Origin of the sequence: Paenibacillus medicaginis (assembly GCF_042138635.1) — a bacterium.
Classification (GTDB): domain Bacteria; phylum Bacillota; class Bacilli; order Paenibacillales; family Paenibacillaceae; genus Paenibacillus; species Paenibacillus medicaginis.
In genome coordinates this window covers 16,527-39,180 of record NZ_JBHIRY010000010.1, presented here as the reverse complement: position 1 = coordinate 39,180, position 22,654 = coordinate 16,527, and the positions used below count along the sequence as shown (strand labels likewise).

5 protein-coding genes are annotated in these 22,654 nt (G+C 53.6%); all 5 read right to left on the bottom strand.

Annotated features, from left to right (window positions below; genetic code table 11):
- Positions 1-5: 5 nt before the first annotated feature.
- From panD to ACE5LO_RS12345, 5 genes are read right to left on the bottom strand one after another with little or no spacing between them, the layout of a single operon-like run.
- Complete coding sequence (panD, locus tag ACE5LO_RS12365; protein ID WP_375520423.1) at positions 6-389, bottom strand: aspartate 1-decarboxylase; 384 nt, start codon at positions 387-389, stop codon at positions 6-8.
- On the bottom strand, positions 390-1,118 hold the full coding sequence (locus tag ACE5LO_RS12360; RefSeq protein ID WP_375520333.1) for a thioesterase II family protein: 729 nt from the start codon (positions 1,116-1,118) through the stop codon (positions 390-392).
- Positions 1,099-10,749 (bottom strand): non-ribosomal peptide synthetase, encoded by a 9,651-nt coding sequence (locus tag ACE5LO_RS12355; protein ID WP_375520332.1) that lies wholly within the window; start codon positions 10,747-10,749, stop codon positions 1,099-1,101. The genes ACE5LO_RS12360 and ACE5LO_RS12355 overlap by 20 nt, the downstream gene beginning before the upstream one ends.
- Positions 10,750-10,777: 28 nt before the next feature.
- Complete coding sequence (locus ACE5LO_RS12350) at positions 10,778-22,108, bottom strand: type I polyketide synthase (protein WP_375520331.1); 11,331 nt, start codon at positions 22,106-22,108, stop codon at positions 10,778-10,780.
- Entirely contained in the window at positions 22,092-22,637 is a 546-nt protein-coding gene (locus ACE5LO_RS12345; RefSeq protein ID WP_375520330.1) for a GNAT family N-acetyltransferase, read from the bottom strand. Before ACE5LO_RS12345 ends, ACE5LO_RS12350 begins: the two co-directional genes overlap by 17 nt.
- Positions 22,638-22,654: the final 17 nt, after the last annotated feature.

The following is a 22,654-nucleotide window of genomic DNA, read 5'->3' as shown; positions in this document are numbered from 1 at the left end:
TTGTCTTACACCATCTGACCGTGCTTTTCGCCTGACAGGATATCCGACACCCGGTTATGGTCATCCACCAATATGACCTGGGGAACATGCCCTGCCACTTCCTCGGAGCTTATTAAGGCATAGGTCATAATAATGACCACATCTCCCACCTGAACCAGCCGGGCTGCCGCCCCGTTCAGGCAGATGACACCCGAGCCGGGCGCTCCCGGAATCACGTACGTTTCCAGTCTTGCTCCGTTATTGTTGTTAACAACCTGCACCCTCTCGTTCTCCAATATGTCGGCCGCTTCCATCAAATCACGGTCAATGGTAATGCTGCCTACATAATTGAGGTTGGCTTCCGTCACCGTAGCCTTGTGAATTTTGGATTTCATCATCGTTCGGAACAGTTAAATGACCCCCTTCAAATGCTGAATGACTGCTGCGATAACCCGCTCCTGATCCTCATATATAAAATAATGGCCGCCTTGAAAAGTGAGCGTATGACAAGGAGCGTTAACCAGCTCGTACCACTCCTGCTGCTCTCCCTGAACACTTTCATCTTCCGCTCCATTCATCACGACAACGGGGCCTGTATACCTGCCTCTCCCTTCAATATAGCGGTAGGAGTCGCATACATGCAGGTCTGCCCGCAGAATGGGCAGGTACATGTCGCGAATCTGCTCGCCATACTGGTGGTCGTCCCAGGGGGTCTGGCTTCCTTCCAGCAGGATGGACCACAGCTCTTCATCGGACAGACCGGCATAACGCGGGCCAAGGGCAAAGCGGTGAGGGGGTCTTTGACCCCCGAGAAAAAGCAGCGCCGGCGGTTGGCCTTCTTCCTCCTGCAGCCTCATCGCAAGCTCATAGGCAAGCAGGCTCCCCATACTGTGTCCCAAAAGGGCATACGGCTGCTTCAGCTTCTGCTTTATCAGCTCACTGTAAAGATCGTTAAGAGCCGCCTGAAAATCGGGATATAAAGCATCATTGAATCTCCGGCCCCTTCCTGCAAGCTCCAGCGGTACAAGCTGAATGTGACTCGGCAAGCTTTCTTTCCAGGAGCCGAACATGCTGGCCGAGCCTGCAGCATGGGGGACGCAGAATAGTTGAATGTTTTCGTTAGGAACGGTTTGCGTCATGCTGTTTGTCACCTTCCATAAACAGGGTTAATTCTTCAATGGTCTGGTATTGATATAAATGCCGCAAAGACAAGGCGATTCCCAGTTCCTGCGTGATGTCGAAGAGCATCCGGGCGGCTTTTAATGACTGTCCGCCAAGCTCGAAGAAATTATGCCGAATTCCGATGCCCTCTGCCTTGAGATGCTTTTCCCACAGCGCAATTAGCTTCGACTGCAGCTCGGTTTGGGGCGGAACATATGCGTTTTCTTCAAAGAGAGACGTGTCCATTCGCTCCAGCTTCTTGATATCCAGCTTTCCATTCACGGTGACAGGCAGCTGGTCCAGACGGACAAAGAATGAAGGCACCATGTACACTGGCAGAGAGCCTGCCAGGAAGCTTTTGAGTTCAGACGATGAGACAGGTGCGGCTTCCACGACAAATGCGCATAAAAAGCGCTCCTGCTGTGCATTCGTGCTGACGATGACGGCAGCATCCCGAATCGCCTGGTGCTGCAGCAGCCTCAGTTCAATCTCCCCTGTCTCAATACGGTATCCCCGTAGTTTGACCTGATTGTCTATCCGGCCCGCATATTCAATGTTGCCGTCCGGAAGCCAGCGGCCCCTGTCCCCTGTTTTGTACATCATCGTGCCAGGTTCGAAAGGATTGTCCACAAACTTCTCGCGGGTTGCTTCAGGAAGTCCCAGGTACCCCTTGGCCAGACCTGCACCTGCGATGCAAATCTCACCCTCGACACCAATCGGCTGCAGCCTCCCGCTATCGCTCAGAATATAAATCCGGCTATGCGCAACAGGCTTCCCGATTGGAATGTTAGCCGGTATTGGCCGTGTTGGGTCAGGTATCCACAAGGTCGCCAGAATGGTTGTCTCGGTAGGCCCATACAAATTGGCAAAGCCAAACCGATGCCAGCGTTCGTATTCATAGGCCGAAATGGCTTCACCAGCCGAGGCCACCAGCCGAACGGTTTGCAGCTCCTCCGGGTTCAGATAGGCAAGGTGTGATGGTGTCATCGCCACAAAGGTAATGCCGCTGCTGTTCAACAAATCAGTGAGCGCAACCGGGTCAGCCGAAGTTGGTCGCGGAACCAGATGCAGCTCCGCGCCGGTCGTCAGAGCAGCAAAAATTTCAAATGTAGCCAGGTCAAACGCGATGCTGGCAATTTGGGCAACCCGATCATCAGGTGTCAGGCCCAGTTCTTTTTTGTACAAAGCAATCAAATAAGTCAAGCCGCGGTGGGGGATCATGACCCCTTTCGGTTGTCCCGTTGATCCCGAAGTGTAGATTACGTAGGCCGGATGCCCGGCATGCACCACTGCATTCGGATTGCCGGCGGCGGCAATCTCACCCGGAGACCGCTCCGTATGGCTATAGATCAGTACAGGCGTCTTGTCCACCATTGCCCCATATTCGGCATCGGTGATGACACAGCAGGAACCACTGCTCTCAAGCATGAACTGTACCCGGTCCGGCGGATATTCCGGGTCAATCGGCAAATAAGCGGCGCCTGCTTTTAAGATGGCGAGGATGGCAATGAGCGTGTCCAGCGACTTGTTCATATAGACAGCGACCACAGCGTTGGCCCCCGCTTCTTGCGCGAGCAACGTATGAGCCAGTTCATTCGCATAGGCATTCAGCTCACCATAGAGCAAGCTTTGTCCCTTCCAGACAGCAGCGATGGCTTCCGGTTGCGATGCAGCCATTCGTTCAAAGGCACGATGAATCCATTCATTGGTGTTGACGGCGGGCAGCTCCGGACTGAACTCATTCAGGATCAGTGCCTGCTCTTCTTGTGGAACCATGTTCAACTCCCCGATGGCTGCCTCCTCGCAGGAGACAATAGCCTGAAGCAGCTCCCGGTACTGATTCATCATTCGGTCTGCCGTCTCTTTCCTGAACAGGGAGGTTGCATATTCAACGGTGCAGAGCATATGATCTTCACGTTCGGCAAGAGATACCGAGAAATCAAACTTGGAGCTTACGTGACTGCTGTCCCAACTGCTGATCGTCATTCCGTCGAGGTGCAATTCGGGAACACTCATGTTCTGCATGTCAAACGTGACCGTAAACAACGGATTGCGGCTCGGGTCAGGCTGCAGCTCAAGCAGATCGATCATGTGTTCCAACGGATAATCCTGATGTTCAAAGGCTTCCAGCAGTTGGTCCTTCACTTCATGCAAATACCGGATAAATGGCTTGCTTCGTTCAGGCCTGCTCCGAAACGGCAGCGTGTTCACAAACATGCCGACGACACCGGCCACATCCTCGTGGGTTCTCCCTGCCACAGGCACACCAACAATGATGTCTTCTGCTCCGGAATATTTGTGCAGAAAAACCTGAAAGGCTGACAGCATAATCATGTACAGTGTTGTTCCGGTTCTCTGGGCCAGATGGCGCAAGGGCTGCAGTAAGTCCTGATCAAGCCGCATAAAGGTTAGTTCACCCTCAAACCGTTGCTGCGCAGGTCTGGGAAAATCCGTGGGAAGCTGGAGAACAGGCAGCTCGCCAGACAGATGATGCATCCAGAACGTTTCTTTGCGCACCGCCCCGACCGATTGGAGCTGCTGTTGCTGCCAAACCGCAAAATCCTTGTATGTGACCGGCACAGGCAGAAGCTCCGCTCCCTGATAAAGACCGATAAAGTCCTGAACGAGAATGCCGATGGAGGTTCCGTCGGATACAATATGATGCATGTCCATCAGCAGCAGATGTTTGCTGCTTTCCAGCTGAATGACGCCAATCCGCAGCAGCGGCGCTTCACGAAGCTGAAAGGGACGGATAAAAGATTCCGCAAGCTGTTGAACCGCTGCTTCCTGCATTCCTCCGGCATCCCGAAACCAGAGCTCGGCAGGCGAAGGCTCGGCCACCATTTGCACAGGCTCGTCACCCTCCATATGAAAAGTTGTCCGCAGGCTCTCGTGACGCTCCAACAAAGCGTTATACACGCTATGAACCCGTTCCAGATCAAGCATTCCTTCCACCAGAAGCGCGGAAGACAGGTGATAAGCCGTGCTAATGCCCTCATATTGATCCAGGATGTACAAGCGCTTCTGTGCCGAGGACAGGGGATACTTGTGCACAGCATGTGCAGGAGCGATGATGGACGGGCTGTCTGTCGGCATATCCATATGACTTATATGCTCCGCCAGCGCCTGCACGGTCGGATATAAGAAGATATCACGGAGCGTCACAGCGGCGTTCAGCTCCTTGCGGAGTTTAGCCACCAGTCTCATAGCCTTGAGCGAATGCCCTCCGTGCTCGAAAAAATCGAAATCCCTTCCGATCTCGGCTTTTTCCAAAATGCTCCGGAACATCTGGCCGATTCGCTGTTCCAGCTCCGTTTCAGGCAAATGCAGCACGCCGGGGATTCGGGTGGAATGTGCCGGAGCGCTCGCTGCCAGTACCCGATAATCTACCTTTCCGTTGGCGGTATACGGCATTTCCTCAACGGGGATCAGGTATGGCGGCACCATATAGGAAGGCAGGCGTCCGGCCAGATAATTTTGCACCTCCACAGCTTCGATTCCGTCAGCCGAGGTATAAAATGCGTACAATTCCTTGGTCCCGTCCTGCTGTATCCGCACCGTTGTTGCCGCCTGGCTGATTCGTTCGTGCTGCAGCATCACCGCAGTAATCTCGCCCGGCTCTATTCGGTACCCACGGATCTTTACTTGCTGATCGGCCCGTCCCAGCAGCTCTATTTCTCCACTGGACAGCAGCCTTGCCAAATCGCCTGTCCGGTACATCACGGTATCTTGCTTGAACGGGTTGGGCAAAAATTTGGCCGCAGTCAGCTCCGGTTGATTCACATATCCTAGCCCTACGGATGCCCCGGCAATATAAAGTTCGCCGCTTACCCCCACGGGAACGATGCGCTGATTGTGATCCAGAATGTAACATTCGGTATTGCTGATCGGTTTGCCAATAGGCGGCCGCTCACGCAGATGAGTGTGCTTGTCCAACAGCGTGGTTGTGACTACATGCGTCTCCGATGGGCCATAGTGGTTATGCAGTTGAACCGGACTCTGACTGTATACCTTCATGAATGGCGGAGTAAGCACAAGCGCCTCTCCAGCCACAACGATATGCTTAAGTGTCCCGCCCAGCAATCGGTTAACATAATCCTCCTCGCTAATCAGGAAGTTAAAATAGGCTGTTGGCAGAAACATCGTTTCTACTTCATGCTGCCCAAGCAGGTCCAGCAGGAGATCCGGCGTTTTTTTGATGTGATCGGATACAATGACCAGTTCCCCACCTGACAAGAGGGTGACCAGCATCTCCTGATAACACACGTCAAATCCGATGGATGACGAATGAAGCACCCTGCCGTTCATCTGGATTCCGGATTGCTGCCGATGATGGAGCACCAGATTCATGAAATTTCGATGTGACAACTGAACGCCTTTGGGCGTGCCTGTCGTTCCGGACGTATAGATGGTATAGAGCGCATCAGTGGCTGCCACTGGAATGCCCGGATTGCCGGGATCATCTGTCAGCATGGTGTAATCCAGTTGAAGTGTCGGCATGCCGGGAAGCTTGATGGATGGTTCTGTGCAGTTAATCAGCAGTCTGGCTCCGGAATCGCTAACCATATGCATAATCCTTTCCTGCGGTAATGCCGCATCGATAGGCACAAAAGTTCCGCCAGCCTTGAGAATCGCCAGCACACCCGTTATGTACGAAATGGAGCGCTCACCGCAAATCGCCACCGGGGTACCAGGGACAATCCCTGCTCCCTGAAGGACCCTGGCAAACTGGTTGGCATAGGCATTCAGTTCCCTGTAACTCAACATGCCCCCTTCATCCCGGATTGCGGTCCGGTCAGGTGTGTGGCTTACCTGTTCTTCAAAACCGAGACAAACATGATCTGCCCCCGAGAAATCCAGCCGCTCCCCTGTCAGTTGCCTGTGCAGCCTCATTTTCTCCACATCTGTCATCGTCTCCAGCTCCCCGATGCGCAGGTCCGGATTCAGGATGGCTTGCTCCAGAATTAACAGCAGACTGGCAGACAAACGTTCAATCGTGGACTGGTGAAATAGCGATGTCGCATATTCAAAAATGAGCGCCAGATCACCCGCCTCCTGCTCCGCCTGCAGCAGCAGGTCGAATTTCGCGGACTTCCAGTCATAGTCACAGGCTTCAAACTGCAGATCGGCAATGCGAAGAACCGTCCTTTCCATGTTTTGCAAGGCAAACATGGTATCAAATATGGGATTGCGGCTCGAATCCCGTTTGACCTGCAGCTCCTGAACCAGCTCTTCGAACGGATAGTCGGCATGTTCAAAGGCTTCCAGGGACGTCTTTTTTACCTCCTGCAAAAAAGAGCCGAATGTCCGGTCTGATTGGGGCCTGCACCGGATGGCCAGTGTGTTGACAAACATACCGATCACCGGCTCAAGATCCGCATGCCCTCTGCCAGCAACCGGCGTGCCTACAATAATATCCTCCTGACCTGTATATCTGTGCAGCAGCACCTGATATGCCGCCAGCAGCAGCATATACAACGTCACCCCATGCTCACGGCAGCTATCCTCCAGCTTCCCGGCCAGCCTGTGTCCAAGCCGGACCGTAAACTGATTGCCCCTGAAATCCTGGGCGGATGGCCTGGGCTCATCACACGGGAGCTGCAGCACGGGCAGTTCCCCGGCAAGCTGGCTATGCCAATAGTTTCGCAGGTTGTCCATCACCACAAGACCCTGCTGCTCATGCTGCCATACCGCATAGTCGATATACTGAATATCCAGCGGCTTCAGCGTATCTCCTTGATATAAGGACATGAATTCATGGAACCAGATATTCAGGGAGGTGCCGTCGGATATGATGTGATGCATGTCAAGCATAAACAGGTATTGTTCCGGCTGCATACGAATCAACGTAATTCGTATAAGCGGAGCATGCTCCAGGACAAACGGACGGATAAATTCATCAATCCGCGCACGCACGATCTCTTCGCCGGCATCAGGCATATCCAGCAAGGTGATGTCTGGCGATAATGCATCCATATCCAGCACGGTTTGCACGGGTTCATCGCCATGCATATGAAAAGCAGTTCGCAGACTGGCATGACGCTTCAGCAAATGAATGTAGGCATCCTTGACTCGTTCGGGATCAAGCGGCCCCTGCACCCGGAACACCACCGGCATATTATAGCTGGTGCCGATGTCACTGAACTGTTCCAGGATGAACAATCTTTTCTGCGCTGAAGTCAGCGGATAAGAAGCTCTGGCCGCCGCTGGGCGGATTTTCTCAAATGGACGGGTGGAGCGTTGTCCCTGAATATGCAAGGCCAGTTCATGCACGGAAGGGAAACGGAAAATATCCCTCAAGCTCAGCTCACATTCAAAGTGCTTGTAAATGCGGGATACCAGTCTGGTTGCTTTCAGGGAATGGCCGCCCATTTCAAAAAAGCTGTCGTGGCGTCCCACCTGCCCGATCCCGAGAATATCTTCGAAAATATGGGCAAGCTCCTGTTCCAGCGGCCCTTCGGGCTTCGTTAACACCTGCTCCTTGTAAAATCCTTGCCGGGGATCGGGGAGCTTGCGCCGGTCCACCTTCCCGTTGGGCGTCAGTGGCATGCTGTCCAGTTGAACCACGTAAGAAGGGATCATGAATCCGGGTAGCCTTTTGCCGATAAATTCTCTCAGTTCTTTGGCATTTAACGGCTGTGCCGCCACATAATACGCACACGAATCCTTGCTTCCGTCTTCCGCACGAATCAGATGAACCACCGCTTGCTTAACGCCGGGATGGTCCAGCAGCACGGATGTAATTTCCCCGATTTCCATCCGGTAACCCCGAATCTTGACCTGCTCATCCATTCGCCCCATATACTCCAGCGAGCCGTCCGGATTCCAGCGTGCCATATCTCCGGAGCGGTACACCCTGCCGCTGTGCTCCAGCGGTATGGACATAAATCTTTGCCGGGTCAATTCGTCCAGGTTAAGATATTCACGTGCCACACCGCTGCCGCCTACATACATTTCTCCCGGAACACCCATAGGTACAACCCGCTGCCAAGGGTCCAGCACATACACCTGATAGGAAGGCAAAGCCTTTCCGATATCGGAGCGGTTGCGCCGGATGTCTTCCGATGTCAGCTCTTTATACGTGACATGGACCGTTGTTTCAGTGATTCCGTACATATTGATAAGACGGACCCCGGGATACTGCTCATTCCATTCCTTGAGCATGCCAGGCTGCAGAGCTTCGCCGCCAAAGACGACCTTGTTCAGTGCAGGCAGCTTAATGCCGCTCTGCACTGCTTCACGTGCGAATTGGTAAAATGCCGATGGAGTCTGGCTCAATATGCTGATCCGTTTCTCCTGCACAAGCCGCACAAAGGAGCGGGTGTCCGCCGCGATCTCTCTTGGCACGATAACAAGCTTGCCTCCGTATAGTAGAGCCCCGAAAATCTCCCAGACCGAAAAATCAAATGAGGCGGAATGAAAGAGAGACCATACATCCCGGCTTTCAAAGGCAAATAAAGATGAAGTTGTCTGCAGCAGCCGCACCACATTCTGATGTTCGATTACGACCCCTTTGGGCGTACCTGTAGAGCCAGATGTATAAAGAACATAAGCTGCCTGCCGCGAGGATACATGGACGGGCGGGCCATCGCTGCCTTGACGTTGTATCCATTTCAGATCATGCTGGTGCTTAAGCTTGCCCTGCTTGTATTCGGCTTCTGCTCCGGTCCGGTCCACTTCCATGATGACATCATATCTGTACAAGGTGAGCTCGTTCGGGATCGTATATATTTTGTCAGAGAAATGCACGCCCCCGATTTCCCGGTACTCTGCCTGCATATCCTGGAAAAAGGCCCGGGAAAGGAATAATTCATTGTCAAATTCGGTCTTGGTGCTGACCTCCGGGTGCGCAGCATCATAATCCCGCAAATCCTGCAAAAACGCTTCTTTGCAATCAAGATCCATGACATCGCCAATGAACAAAATACCTCGGTCCGACAGCAGCTCCAGGGCGGAGCGTAGTACTTTTCGCAAATAATGGTGTCCCTTGAAGACCTGCACAACGCTATTCAGGATGATGATGTCAAAAGGCTCCTCATGCAGCCGGCCGATCTGGTCGGCAGGCAGACAGTCCAGTTTGATGTGCCGCAATCCCTCACGCTCCACCCTTTCCCGGCAATTGCGGATCATGCTTGAAGACAAATCGGTACCATAATAAAATCCGACATGTGGTGCCAAGGTAAACATGCTTATGCCTGAAGCGCAGCCGATTTCAAGAACACGGGAGGTTGAATTCAGATAAGGCAGCAGCTTCTGCCTGATATTATCAGCATATTCGTCCATTTCCCCCCTGGACAAGTCCTGACGGTTGTAGCTGCTGACCCAGGCACCGCCTGAAATATCATCGGTCGCCTGGTCAGCTACAAAATTCCAGACATTGGAGTCCATAAACTCATTCTCAAGCTCTTCGGCCTCTTCCAATTGATCGGTATCCAGACACATATAGGCTGCAAATTGCGGAAGCTCCCACTGCAAACGGTTAAGCTGCCGCAGATACGGTTGAAGCGAGAGCACGGTGCGGATGTGGGCATCCTCCATCATTTTTTGCATCCGCGCATACGGGAGTGCCGGGTCCAGCGGAACATAAGCCCCGCCCGCTTTTAATACGCCCAGCATCCCGATAATGGAATACACGGAATTATGCATCATGAGGCCGACATGCTCTTCATGCTGCAGCCCGCGCTCCTGCTGCAAATAGTTAGCCACCCGATTGGCCATATCGTTAAGCTCCCTGTAAGTGTACACGCCGGATTCTGCCGCAACAGCCACCTTGTCAGGATGAAGGGCGGTCTGCGCTTCGAACAGTGCGGGAATGCTCGCAACCTCCCCGGCATGCACGGAAAGAGCACTTGGCACAAATGGTTGCAGCTCCTCTTCACCCGGCAGATTGCAGGCATCCATTTCGTGATCAGGATAGAACAAGATCTGCTCCAATGCCTTCTCGTAATGCATGAAAAGCTGGCTGACAAACCATTCAGCGTAGGCTGTCGTCTGATAGGTTACTTGCAGCGCAAGGTGGTCTGAACGGCGCTGGAACTCGAAGCGGCAATCATAACCGATGTCTGCGACCGCAGCCGGGTCATATAGCCCTTCCATCGTGGCAATAATGCTGCAATAAGCCTCCTCTCCCGTGTCAACGCCAAGCAAGTCCAGCAGCAGTGTAAACGGAAAATTTGAGTGCTGATCCGCTTCAACCATCCGCTGTTTGGTATGTGCAATAAAGTCTCGTCCACGATCTCCGGGTTGAATTTGGGTCTGGAGCAGAACGAGCGGATTCAAGGACTTGGAGTTATCCGCCATATCCGACATGACGGGAACCCCGATGGTAATTGCGGTTTCCCCGGTGTACCGGTGCAGCACATAGTTGAGACCGGCCAGCAGCAGAATAAACAAGGCATGGTCTGAACCTCTGCTGACGGCATTCAATCGCTGGCTCAGGGACTCATTGAACAAATAACGTTTAACTTCAACCCGTCCCTCTCCGGAGGAAGATGAAGTGAATGCTATACGTGTCATTTCCGTGAAATCGGAAAACTGCCCAAGCCAATACTGTTTTTCTTTTTCAAGTCTTGCATCCGACAATAATACATGTTTTTCGAGCGTATCCATTCCCTCTCCCCTTCCTGTACACCTCATGTTAGAAATCAAAAGTAATGCTCTCCAGCCAGTCCTGCCGTTCCCGAATGGTATAACCATGCTCCAGCTCGATCCGGTCCAGCTCCACTCCGGTGTTGCGAACAATCTGCTGCAGGATGTGCATGTAATTCCGGGTCATATGGCGAATGGTGGATGCCTTGAACAGGCTGGTGCAATAATCCATCGTAAATTGCAAGCCCTCGTGAGCCTCGGTCACCTCAAAGCGGATATCAAACATGGTGCTGTTCCGTTCATAATCCCGCGCCTGGAATTGCGTATCAGGAATAATCGCCGGCGGCGACTCCATATTCTGCATGACCAGCACGGTATCAAACAGCGGATTGCGGCTGAGGTCACGACGGTAATCCAGTTGTTCGACAAGATCATCAAACGGATAATCCTGATTGGCGTAGCCAGCCAGAGTGCGTTGTCTTACCCCCTGCAGCAGGTCTTCAAACCTGCAGTCTCCGTGAATCCGCATGCGCAAGGGCAAGGTGTTCACAAACATACCCAGCAAACGTTCCACCTGTTCATGCTGTCTGCCTGCAATGGGACAGCCGATCACGATATCCCGCTGCCCCGAATAGCGGTACAGCAAGGCGTAGTAGGCTGCAAGCAGCAGCATGTATAACGTTGTGTCTGTTCTCAAGGCAAGCTGCTTTAATTGTTCATTTAACTCCGCGCCTGCTTCAAAAGAGATGGAGCTTCCGCTGAAGCTTTGCAGCTTTGGACGTTCATAGTCATATGGAAGCTTCAGAGCGGGAACTTCATCTTCAAATTGGGCCAGCCAGTAGTTCTTTTGTGTTTGCATCTGCGGACTGGACAGCATCTCGTTTTGCCATACCGCAAAGTCTTTATATTGCACTTGTAAGGCCGGCAGTTCTTTTCCCATATAAATGTCCATAAATTCCGCAATCAAAATAGAAAGTGACACACCGTCGGATATGATGTGATGGATATCGAAAACCAATACCGCCTGATGTTCGCCGGTGTGGATCAGACAGACCCGCAGCTGGGTGGGCTGGTCCAGGCGGAAAGGCCGGATATGCTCCTGAATGATGGCATCCACTTCGTCCTGCTGGGCCTCGATTTCAATCCATTCCGCTGTTCCCCGATCATGAATGTTCTGAACAGGCATGCCATCAATGAAATGGAAGGAGGTTCGCAAAATTTCATGTCTGCCGATCAATTGTGCCAGCGCTGCCCGGCAGCGCTTCTCGTCCAGCTTGCCTGCAACCTCCAGCACCATCGGCATGTTGTAGCTGGTGCTCGTTTCATCCGCCGCATGTAATAACAGCATGCGTTTTTGCGCGGAGGATAACGGATAATGGTCAGCCTGCTGGGCCGGCACGATGTCGTCCAGTTGCGCAACCGCCAGGCTTGATTTCAGAAAATCAGCCATTTCTGCGATGGTCTGATACTGGAATACGTGCTGGAGATTGAAGTCCAGCCGGAACTCATGCCGAATCTTTACCGCCAGGCTTGTAGCCTTGAGCGAGTGGCCTCCATGTTCAAAAAAGTTGTCCTGCACGCCCAACTCGTGCACATTCAGAACCTCTTTCCATATGTGATGCAACCGGGCCTCCACAGGATTAGACGGCTCCACCGCTCTGGCTTCCTGTGCCGCTGCCTGTATATGTTCATGCTCCTGCTCCAGTTTGTGCCTGTCCACTTTTCCGTTGTGGGTCAAAGGCAAATGGTCCAGCACGATGAACTGGCCGGGGATCATATATTCCGGCAGATCCAGCAGCAGGCGCTCCCGGATCTGCCCCGGATATTGCTGAATATCGGACACCAGGAAGGCCTGCAGCCGCTGAAAGTGATGCTGGTCCGCTCTGGCCAGTACGACCGCTTCCTTTACCCCGGGGATTTGCAGCAAAGCCGTTTCGATCTCTTGCAGCTCCACACGGTATCCGCGAATTTTCACCTGCTGATCCAACCGTCCCAGAAAATGCAGATTTCCTTGCTCATCCCATTTGGCCAGATCACCAGTGCGATACATGCGTCCAGTCCCGTGTGGATCGGGGATGAACCTCTCCGCCGTCAGGTCCTCCCTGCCCAGATAACCTTGGGTTACTCCGGCCCCGGCAATACAGAGCTCTCCCGGAATGCCCGGAGGCTGAAGCTTGCCGCTCCGGTTCAGAATATAAATCCGGCAGCCCGGAATCGGTTTCCCGATGGGCATGCTATCGCTATCACTGTCCTGGCAGCGATGGTAGGCTGCACATACTGTCGTTTCCGTAGGGCCATAAGAGTTGTACACCTCGGCGTTCTGCATCAGTCTGGAAACATGCTGCTTCTTCAGCACATCTCCTCCGGCTATGAACAGACGGACCCGATGATTCCGCAGATGCCGGTCCAACTCACTCAGCATCACCGGAGAAGCGGAGATGACCGTTACGGAACGCTCTTCAATCAGCGCTGCCAGGCTCTCTATATGACGCGCCTTATCCTTCGCAGCAATATGCACGGAACCTCCAGTAACCAGCGCCGGATAGATTTCTTCAATGGATGTGTCAAATGAAATGGATGAATGATGCAGCACCCGGTCATCCGGCTCCAGATGGAAGGTTTCGCTAAAAGTTGTCACATAATGAGCCAGATTCCGGTGTGAAAGCTGGACCCCTTTGGGCTGCCCTGTTGTTCCTGATGTATACAGCACATAAGCAATGGACCCCGGCTGACTGCGATCAGGCAGCCATGCGGGAGCATCCCCCGGTGTTCCCGTTTCAGGCCATGTGTTAGACACGCCGCCGCGCGGATCGCCTTGCTCCAGGCTGGACCTGACAGCTTCAGAGCCGCTCATCCGCAAGGTTGGTCCCGTCCAGGCGAGAGGAACGCCGGTTTCGGTGCCGGTGATCAACAGGACAGCATTTGCATCCTGCAGCATGAATGTGATTCGTTTCTCGGGATATTCCGGGTCAATCGGCAAACATATGGCCCCCATGCGCTGAATGGCCAGCAAGGAGACAATCATGGCGGACGAATTGGACATCAAAATGGCGACAGTCCTTCCTTCAGTCACACCCAGCCCTGTCAGGTGACGGGCCAGCATATCTCCTTTTTGCATAAGCTCCCGATAGGTCAGCCGCTCCTCTCCGTGATGAACAGCGAGACGATTTGGTGTTTGTGCAGCCTGGCGCTCAACAAGATTCGGTATGGTCGGGGCAGGCTGTTCTCTGTCGATTGCTGCCGGGTTGAATTGATGTAAAATCAGCTGCTTTTCCTCATTCGTCAGCATGTCCGCTGCGGATAAGAGAGCCTCGGGCTGTGTAACCATGAATTGCAGAATATTGCAATAGTGACACATCAGCCTGTGAATCGTATCCTCCCGGAACAGACGGGTGCTGTACTCCATAAACAGTTCGAGCCGATCCTGCTGCTCATGAATCTGGAGTGACAGATCGAAGGCGGATTGGTTCGTTTCAAAGCCATACGGCTCACAGGAAAGCCCCGGAAGTTGCAGCGTGCGGGTCGGAGCATTCTGCAAGGAAAACATCGTATCAAATACCGGGCTGCGGCTTGTATCTCTGGGCACGTTTAATGCCTGCACCAGCTCCTCGAACGGGTAATCTGCATGCTCGAATGCATGCAGCGTGATGTGCTTGATTTCCTGTAAAAAATCAGCAGCCGTTTTCCCGGCCTCAGGCTGGCAGCGGATGGCAAGCGTGTTGGCAAACATGCCGACCACACCGAACAAATCTGCATGGTTCCTTCCCGCAACCGGAGTGCCGATGACAAGATCATCCTGATCCGTATATTGATGGAGCAGAACACCGTATGCCGCCAGGGTCAGCATGTACAGCGTAACTCCATGCTCCCGGCTGCAGGACCTGAGCTTGTCGGTTAGCTCTTGTCCAAGCGTGAAGCTGTATTGACGGCCGGCATAATTGCGAACAGCAGGGCGCACACAATCAGTTGGCATTTGCAGCACAGGCAAAGGACCTGCCAGCTGATTCAGCCAAAACGCTTTTTGCCGTTCCAATATCCCCGAATGCAGTTGCTGCTGCTGCCAGACGGCATAATCGGGATATTGCAGTTGCGACGCTTCCAGAGCATCGTTTGTATACAGCCGGATGAATTCATCCACCCAGATGTCCATGGAGACCCCGTCCGAAATCAGGTGATGCATGTCCACCATCAGCAGATGCCGGCGAGCTTGCAGCCGTACAATGCCTACCCGAACGAGAGGAGCCTCATCCAGAGCAAAAGGCCGGACAAATTGTTGAATCAGGTCATGAACAGCTTGCCGGTCTTCCGGTTCACTTGAGTATAGCGTTACCTCTGCTTGGAGCGACTCTACCGGGGCTACTCTTTGCACCGGTCCACGATCTGCGGTCAAATGAAATGACGTGCGCAAGGCGGCATGCCGCTCAAGCATGCTTGTATAAACGAATTTCACCTGCTCAATATTCAGCTCTCCTTCAAGCCGCAGCACAAAAGGCATATTGTAGCTTGTTCCGATATCCTGAAACTGCTCCAATATAAATAATCGCTGCTGGGCGGACGAGAGCGGGTAATCCTCTTGCTGCACAACAGACTGAATAGCTTGCGCCCAGGGAAGCGGCTCTTGCTCTTCCGTTACATGTTCCGCTCGCTCTTCCAGCTGCAAAGCCAGCTCCTGCAGCACAGGATACCGGAACAGATCCTTCAGCTTCATCTCCAGGTTGAACTCCTGCTGCACCCGGCTGACAAGCTGCATAGCCTTGAGCGAATGTCCGCCCCAATCAAAGAAATTGCAGTCCCTGCCCACCGTATCCAGCCCCAGCACAGCGGCGAAAATGGCCGCCAGCCGCCGTTCCATGGCCGTTACCGGTTCGGTCAGCAGCGCAGCGGAGTCCTGCAATTGTGTCCACGGGTCCGGCAATGCGCGCTGATCCAGTTTTCCGTTGGAGGTTAAGGGCAGCACGTCCAGACGGATCACAAAAGCAGGGACCATATAACGCGGCAGTCTTGCGGCAAGAAAGTTCCGGACCTGATCTTGAGCCAATTCCGTCTGTCCGGCGGTATAATATGCGCAGATCTCCTTCTCACGCCCGGCTTCACGATCAAGCACAATGACGGCCGCCCCTGTAATATCCGGGTGTTCCAGCATACAGGCACGGATTTCGTCAAGCTCGATACGGTAGCCCCTGATCTTGACCTGATCGTCCATCCGGCCGCTGAACTGCAAGCTTCCTTCCGGCAGCCACTTGGCGAAGTCCCCGGTCCGGTACATAAGCTTGCCTGGATCAAATGGATTGGGCACAAATTTACGGGCGGTCAGCTCCGGTTGTTTCCAGTACCCTCTGCCAACACCCTGCCCGGCAACGCATAGCTCTCCTTCCACTCCGGGAGGCTGCAGTTGGTCTATCTGTTCCGGATGCACGACATAGGCCTGGGACAGATAGAGCGGCACTCCGATTGGAACGGGTGCCTTCGTCCCCCGCTTGACGGTATGCAAGGTGGAAAATGTCGTATTTTCCGTCGGACCGTAGCCGTTGATTAACACTGTAGCGGGGCAAGCCTGGTGCAGTAATTGCGCATGATGCGCAGACGCGGCTTCGCCTCCGATAATCACAGTCTTTAGCGCTGCAAACGACGACGGCTGCTGCATCACCAAATAATGAAACAGCGAAGTCGTCAGGAACAGGTCTGTGATGCCGTAATCGGACAACGCAGTGCTGAATGTACGGGCATCCTGAATGATGTGCTCATTCAGCATCACGAGCGTATCCCCGTTGGTGAGCGTTCCCCACAGCTCCAGCGTAAAGGCATCAAACATCATGGATGCCGTCTGCAGAACCCGGCCTCCTTGGATGAGCAGACGATAATTTTCCGGCAGTACCAGCCTGGCAATGTTCCGGTTTTCAATCATCACCGCCTTGGGCTTGCCTGTAGTGCCCGATGTGTACATTACATAAGCAAGCCGGTCCGGCGACACGTCCGGCGCAGGATTTTCCATACAGGCGGCCAAGTCATCGTTCCCCATGAGCAGCAGCTCCGGTCCATAACCCTTCAGCCTGCCGGCATGCTCCGGTGTGGTGATAATCCTTGCCGCTTCGCTGTCTTTTAACATATAAGCAATGCGTTCCTCCGGCAGATCGGGCTGAATGAGCAAGTATGCAGCCCCGGCTTTCACCGTGCCGAGAATGGCGGATACAAGCTGTTCCGAACGTTCCATTACAATGGCCACAATGGCTTCCTGCTGCGGCAGATTCGACATCAGCGTATGCGCGACCCGGTTTGCCTGCTCATTCAAGGCTCGATAGGTATAGCTGCTATCCTCCAGCACAAGCGCGATACGATCCGGATACCGCTCCGCCATAGCTTCAAACCGGCTCTGAACCGTCTGCCCGGTCGATTCACACAGATAGGGATGCGTGTACTGCAATAAACGAACCTCTTCTTCCGAAGTCATCAGCCGCAGCTGACGCAGCTCCAGTTCCGGATCAGCCAGACACTGCTGCACCAAATGCTGAAAATGCCGGCCCATCTGCTGCACATAAGCACGGTCAAAGCATTGAACGCGGTAATGGAACAAGCAGAGGATTTCTCCGTTCATTTCTTTGGCCTCAAGCATAAGGTCGTACTTGGAAGAGGTGCTCGGCAGGTCATAGCCCGCAAATGTCAAAGAGCCGGATTGCGCATGAAAATCAATATTTTGAAATACAAACATCGTTTCCATCAGCGGCTGTCTGTCAGGGCTCCGTTCCAGATCAAGCTGCTGCAGCAGCTCCTCAAACGGATATTCCTGATGATCAAACGATTGCAGCACATTAGATTTGACTTCCTCCAGAAAATCCGTAAAACGTTTGCTGCCTGCCGGAAAATTGCGCAGCGGAAGCGTATTGACAAACATGCCTACAATATTGTCAGCGTGTTCGTACTGCCTGCCTGCGGAGGCCGTTCCGATGACGATGTCCTGCTGGTTGGTATACTTGGACAGAAATACATAGTATAACGTCAGCAGCGTCATGAACATCGTCGATCTGTGCCGGGAAGACAAGGCTTGCAGTTTTCGGACTGTATCTTGATCCAATATAAACGGAAGCTTGTCTGCGTCTGTTTTCCCGCCTTGGCCAGACTCCATCAGGACAGGGAGACGCAAGGCGGGCAGCCCCCCCTGGTACCGGTTGAGCCAGAATTGCTGCTGCCGCTCCCTGACTGCCGGTGAGATTCCCTGTAACCAACGCACATAATCCTTATATTGATGGGTCGGTGCTTCCAATGCTTTTCCATCATAAAGCTCAACAAACTGCTTCATAATAATGCCGGTTGACACGCCGTCCGAAATGATATGATGCATATCCATAAAAAGCAGATGCCGATTCTCTTCCAGGCGGATCAATTGTGCCCGCAGCAGCGGTGCCTGTCCCAGATCAAAAGGCTGTATCAGTTCGTGAGCTCTTGCTTCGATCTGCTCCAATGCTGCCTCGCTGTAAGCAAGGTCAAACCGGATTTCCGAGGCCGGATGGATGCGCTGAACAGGCTCGTCTTCACGCATTTCAAAGCTGGTGCGCAAACTATCATGTCTGCGAATCAAGGTGTGGATGGTCTGCTCCACCCTTTCCTTGTCCAGCGGCCCGGCAATGGTTACAGCAGAAGGAATGTTATAATTGGTATCTTGCTCGTAATATCTGCTCATGAAATACATGCGGGTCTGTGCAGGCGACAGCGGGTACAGGCCCGCCAGCTCCGATTCCGATTCTCCTTGGGCAACGGTCGGGGCTATCGCGGATTCCCCGGTCCATATTTCCGCCAGCTCGCGAATGGTGGAATGCTGGAACAGCTCGCTGAGCGGGAGCGCAAGCCCCTGTTTTTGCAGACCGGCAATCAGCGTTGCGCCTTTGAGTGAATCTCCGCCAAGCTCGAAGAAATCATCGTTTATACCGATCTGCTCAATGCCGAAGAAATTTTCCCAATAATCCGTTAACTGACGCTGCAGTTCGTTCTGCGGTTCACTGTAAGGCACAGCAAGCGGCGGACGCGGAAGCTTCTTGATATTGCTGCGCACAGGCGCTGCCTGTTCCCTTTCCACCCGCAGCCCGGTAACCCAACGACTCCTGCGCTGCTCCAGATTTGCCACAGAGACGATGAAATGCCCGGCTTCCTTCGTCAGAAGCACCCGTTCCAATACTTCAATCCCTTCATCAATCTCCATCAAAAAAGGATCATTCGTTGCGGAGTCCGTACCATGCTCTCCTCCGACATTCCAGCCGTCCCAGCCCAGGCTGATCCACCGTCCTTGCCGAAAGGACGGGCTGTATACACAAGCATCCAGAAAACTGTTCGCGGCGGCATAAGCGCCGAAGGTAATTCCGCCAAGCACCGCTGACAACGAAGAAAACAGAACGCAAAAATCTGGGTTCAAATCTGCAACAGCTCGTTCCAGGGCCAGCACGCCGTACACTTTGGACCTGAACTGTTCCTCCAGCAGCTCTTCATCCAGACGGGAGACCGCTTCAAATGTCGCTCCATCCGTCAGGCCGGCTGCGTGAATGATGCCGTTGACGGGTCCCCAATGCTCACCAACACGGGCGAATGCTTCCCGCAGGCTGTCTTCGCACGCAGCATCCGCCGTCAGGAGCATGATCTCTGCTCCACTCTGCTCAAGCGTTTGCGCCCAGCCGATCAGGCTCCCTACCCGTTCTTCGGCAACGTGCATTTGCCCGGCAGCAATGTCCTTCCATGTACGCTTGTCCGGAATGGCTGTTCTCCCCAGCAAAGCGACCCGTGCCCCGTATCGCAAGGCAAAATGCTCTGCAAGTGCGCGGCCGATCTTTCCGAACCCGCCGGTTATACAATAGATGCCGCCAGGGCGCAGCTCGCTTTGCCCGTTCGGCCGGGCCGGCAACGGAGCAGGCGCATAGTTTGCAATCCAGCGATACTGCTGGCGGTAAGCGACAAATGGCTCAGGGCTCGACTCTATATGAACGGCCTCGTTGAGAAGGGCACAGGCATAAGCATGCGCGGCTTCTGCAGACAGCTCATCATCAAGATCCACCACCGTGCAGCGAATATTCGGATTTTCTTGCGGAATGACCAGCGCCAGACCCTTGAGCGTGGAATGCGCAGCCTGAATCCGCTCCGTGCCCGTCACCTCCTGCATCCCGTTGGTCACCGCGATAAGATCTGCCGCAACGGTACCCTTGACCTTATGGACATTCCGAACATGGTCAAGCAGACGGTAGGCGCCGTTTTGCTGCAAAACCTGAAATCGTGCCTGGTCGAGCGCTGGATGCATTTCAGGGGTGAGGCTCGCCAGATGCAGGATTTTCAGAGATTTGGTATTGCTGTCCGGCAATGTCCATGCTGCGTCCGGGCCTGTGACCAATACCTCTGCGTTATGCTCCTCAAGCAGCTTCAGCATATGCCCGCTAATTCCGCAAGCATCGGGAGCAATCACCCACACGCTCTCCTTGAGCCGTTCTAGGGTGCGCTTGTCGAGCGTATGGCTGACCCTGGATGTCCTGGACCAACCGGGCACATACAGCCACTTGGTGAGGTCCGCGTTTTTCTGCGGCCGGGCTTCCCGTTCAATGCCTTCATAATTCCCTGCACGGGCGGATAGGCCGCCTGCCGCCATAAGCTGCTTGTACTGTTCAAGCTGGCGGTTAAACTGTACTTTCGCAAACGGATAGGTCGGCAAATGCAGCATACTTCCGGCAAAAAGGTGCGGATAATGCCTGCGGATGCTGTCACCGGCCAGCCAGCGTTCACGAACTTCCTCCATGAAGCCGGCTGCCGGGAACGATGTACCGGACTCTTTAAAGGCGTACAGTTGTTCAATCGCCTCCAGGCGGCTGTGACAAATAAACGCAGCGCGATGCTTCCATTCCGCTCTGGCATGAACGAGCGTGTGTGCCACATCTTCCAGAGAGGCGTGCGGATTCTCCGCCAGGTAGCGGGCCAGATTTTCGGCGGTCTGTTTCAGGGCCGCAGGCGTCTTGGCCGATATGGGAAGAAGCACCGGCGACGTCTCCGCTTGTGTGTCCATGGACTTACCGCGATGCTGACGACTAGTGATCTCTGTCGGTAGCGGGGCTTGCTCCAAAATCACATGGGCATTCGTACCTCCGATTCCAAAAGAGCTGACACCGGCACGCAGGGGATGCCCCTTGACGCTTGTCCATGGCCGCTCCTGTGTGTTGACATAAAACGGGCTCGTATTCCAGTCAAACTGCGGATTCGGACGGGTTACATGCAATGTCGGCGGAAGTGTGCGATGCTTCAACGCCAGCACCGTTTTGATGAACCCGGCTACTCCGGCGGCACAGTCCAGATGGCCGATATTGGATTTGACCGAGCCGATGGCACAGGATGCGGGAATCACACCGTCAAACGCCAGGCGCAGCCCTTCAAGCTCCACGGGGTCTCCGATATAAGTGCCTGTACCATGCGCCTCCACATAACTGATGCTGTCCGGCTCCACCTCTGCGGCCAGCATGGCTGAGCGGATGACACGGCTTTGCTCCTCTATGCTGGGAGCGGAAAAGGCCGCCTTGCCCGCCCCGTCGTTATTGATGGCTGATCCTTTAATCAGGGCATGAATGGGGTCCCCATCCGCCAGCGCATCTTCCAATCTTTTTAACAGCACAACTCCTGCTCCGCTCCCGCCCACCGTTCCGGCAGCTTGGTGGTCAAAAGCCCGGCAGTGCCCGTCCGGAGACAGAATCATGCCTTCCTGGAACAGATAACCGCCTTCCTGCGGAAGTGAGACCGTCACTCCTCCGGCCAGTGCCATGCGGCATTCTCCACTAAGCAAACCTTGACAGGCCATATGGATGGCCACCAGGGACGTGGAACAGGCAGTATAGATACTTACACTGGGACCTTTCAGATTGAGGGCATAGGACACCCGTGTCGAGAGAAAATCTTTATCCGTCAGCTGGCTGTCGGCAAATTGTTTGGATTCGGGAGCAAGCTCTGCCAGCGAGGCGGTTGCCTCCCACAGCAGATTGGACGATGCCCCGGCGTACACACCTACAGACAGATCAGAATCGGGCAATGCGTAGCCCCCTTCCTCCAAGGCCTCCCATGCGCATTCATGAAAGAGGCGAATCTGGGGGTCCAGCAACTCGGCATCGGCAGGAACATAGTCGAAAAACGATGCATCAAAGCAGTCATAATCCTGCAGCAGCCCTTTGGCCTTGACGTAATCGGGATTCTGCAGCATATTCCTGGATACGCCGGCAGCCTCAAGCTGCTTATCTGTAAAAAAAGTGATAGATTCAACACCATGCTTCAGATTATGCCAAAATTGCTCCAAATTGGCGGCCCCAGGGAATCTTCCGGACATGCCGATAATAGCAATTTCCAATCCCGTAAATTGACTATTTTCCTTTTCCATACTGAATGCTCCTTCTCAAGCTACTCGGCCCCGTCTCAAATCGCTGAAAATTACATAATTCGCCATCATATAACTCTTCTTTTTCCGAGAAATGAATCCCGTTAAGGTCATACACCTTTTTCCAGAAGGAAATCGCCTGCGCGTTGCCTGCCAATTGAAAAATCAAGTATTTGCCCGGATATTGCCGCAATACTTGCTGAACGGCAGCCCGGGCAATCCCCTTGTGCCTGCAGCCTTTCAGAATGAACAGCTCGTTCACGCAGTAATCGACATCCTGGGCCGTATAGGGAGGCTGATTCAGCAGCAGAAAACCTGCGACCCGGGATTCGTGGTAAATCAAAAAGGCTTTCAGCCGTTCATCCTGCCCATACAGATGCAATCCTTCATATTCAAATATCCCCTGCTCATTCGGCCTAAGCTCTTGTGAATATGCCGATAAATCGTGAAGATACAGAGGGACAAGATTGCGCAATATTTCCAGCTCAGAGGATTCGCTGATCGGAACAAGCTGCGTTTCACCTTGATTCATAGGTCAACCTCCAAACG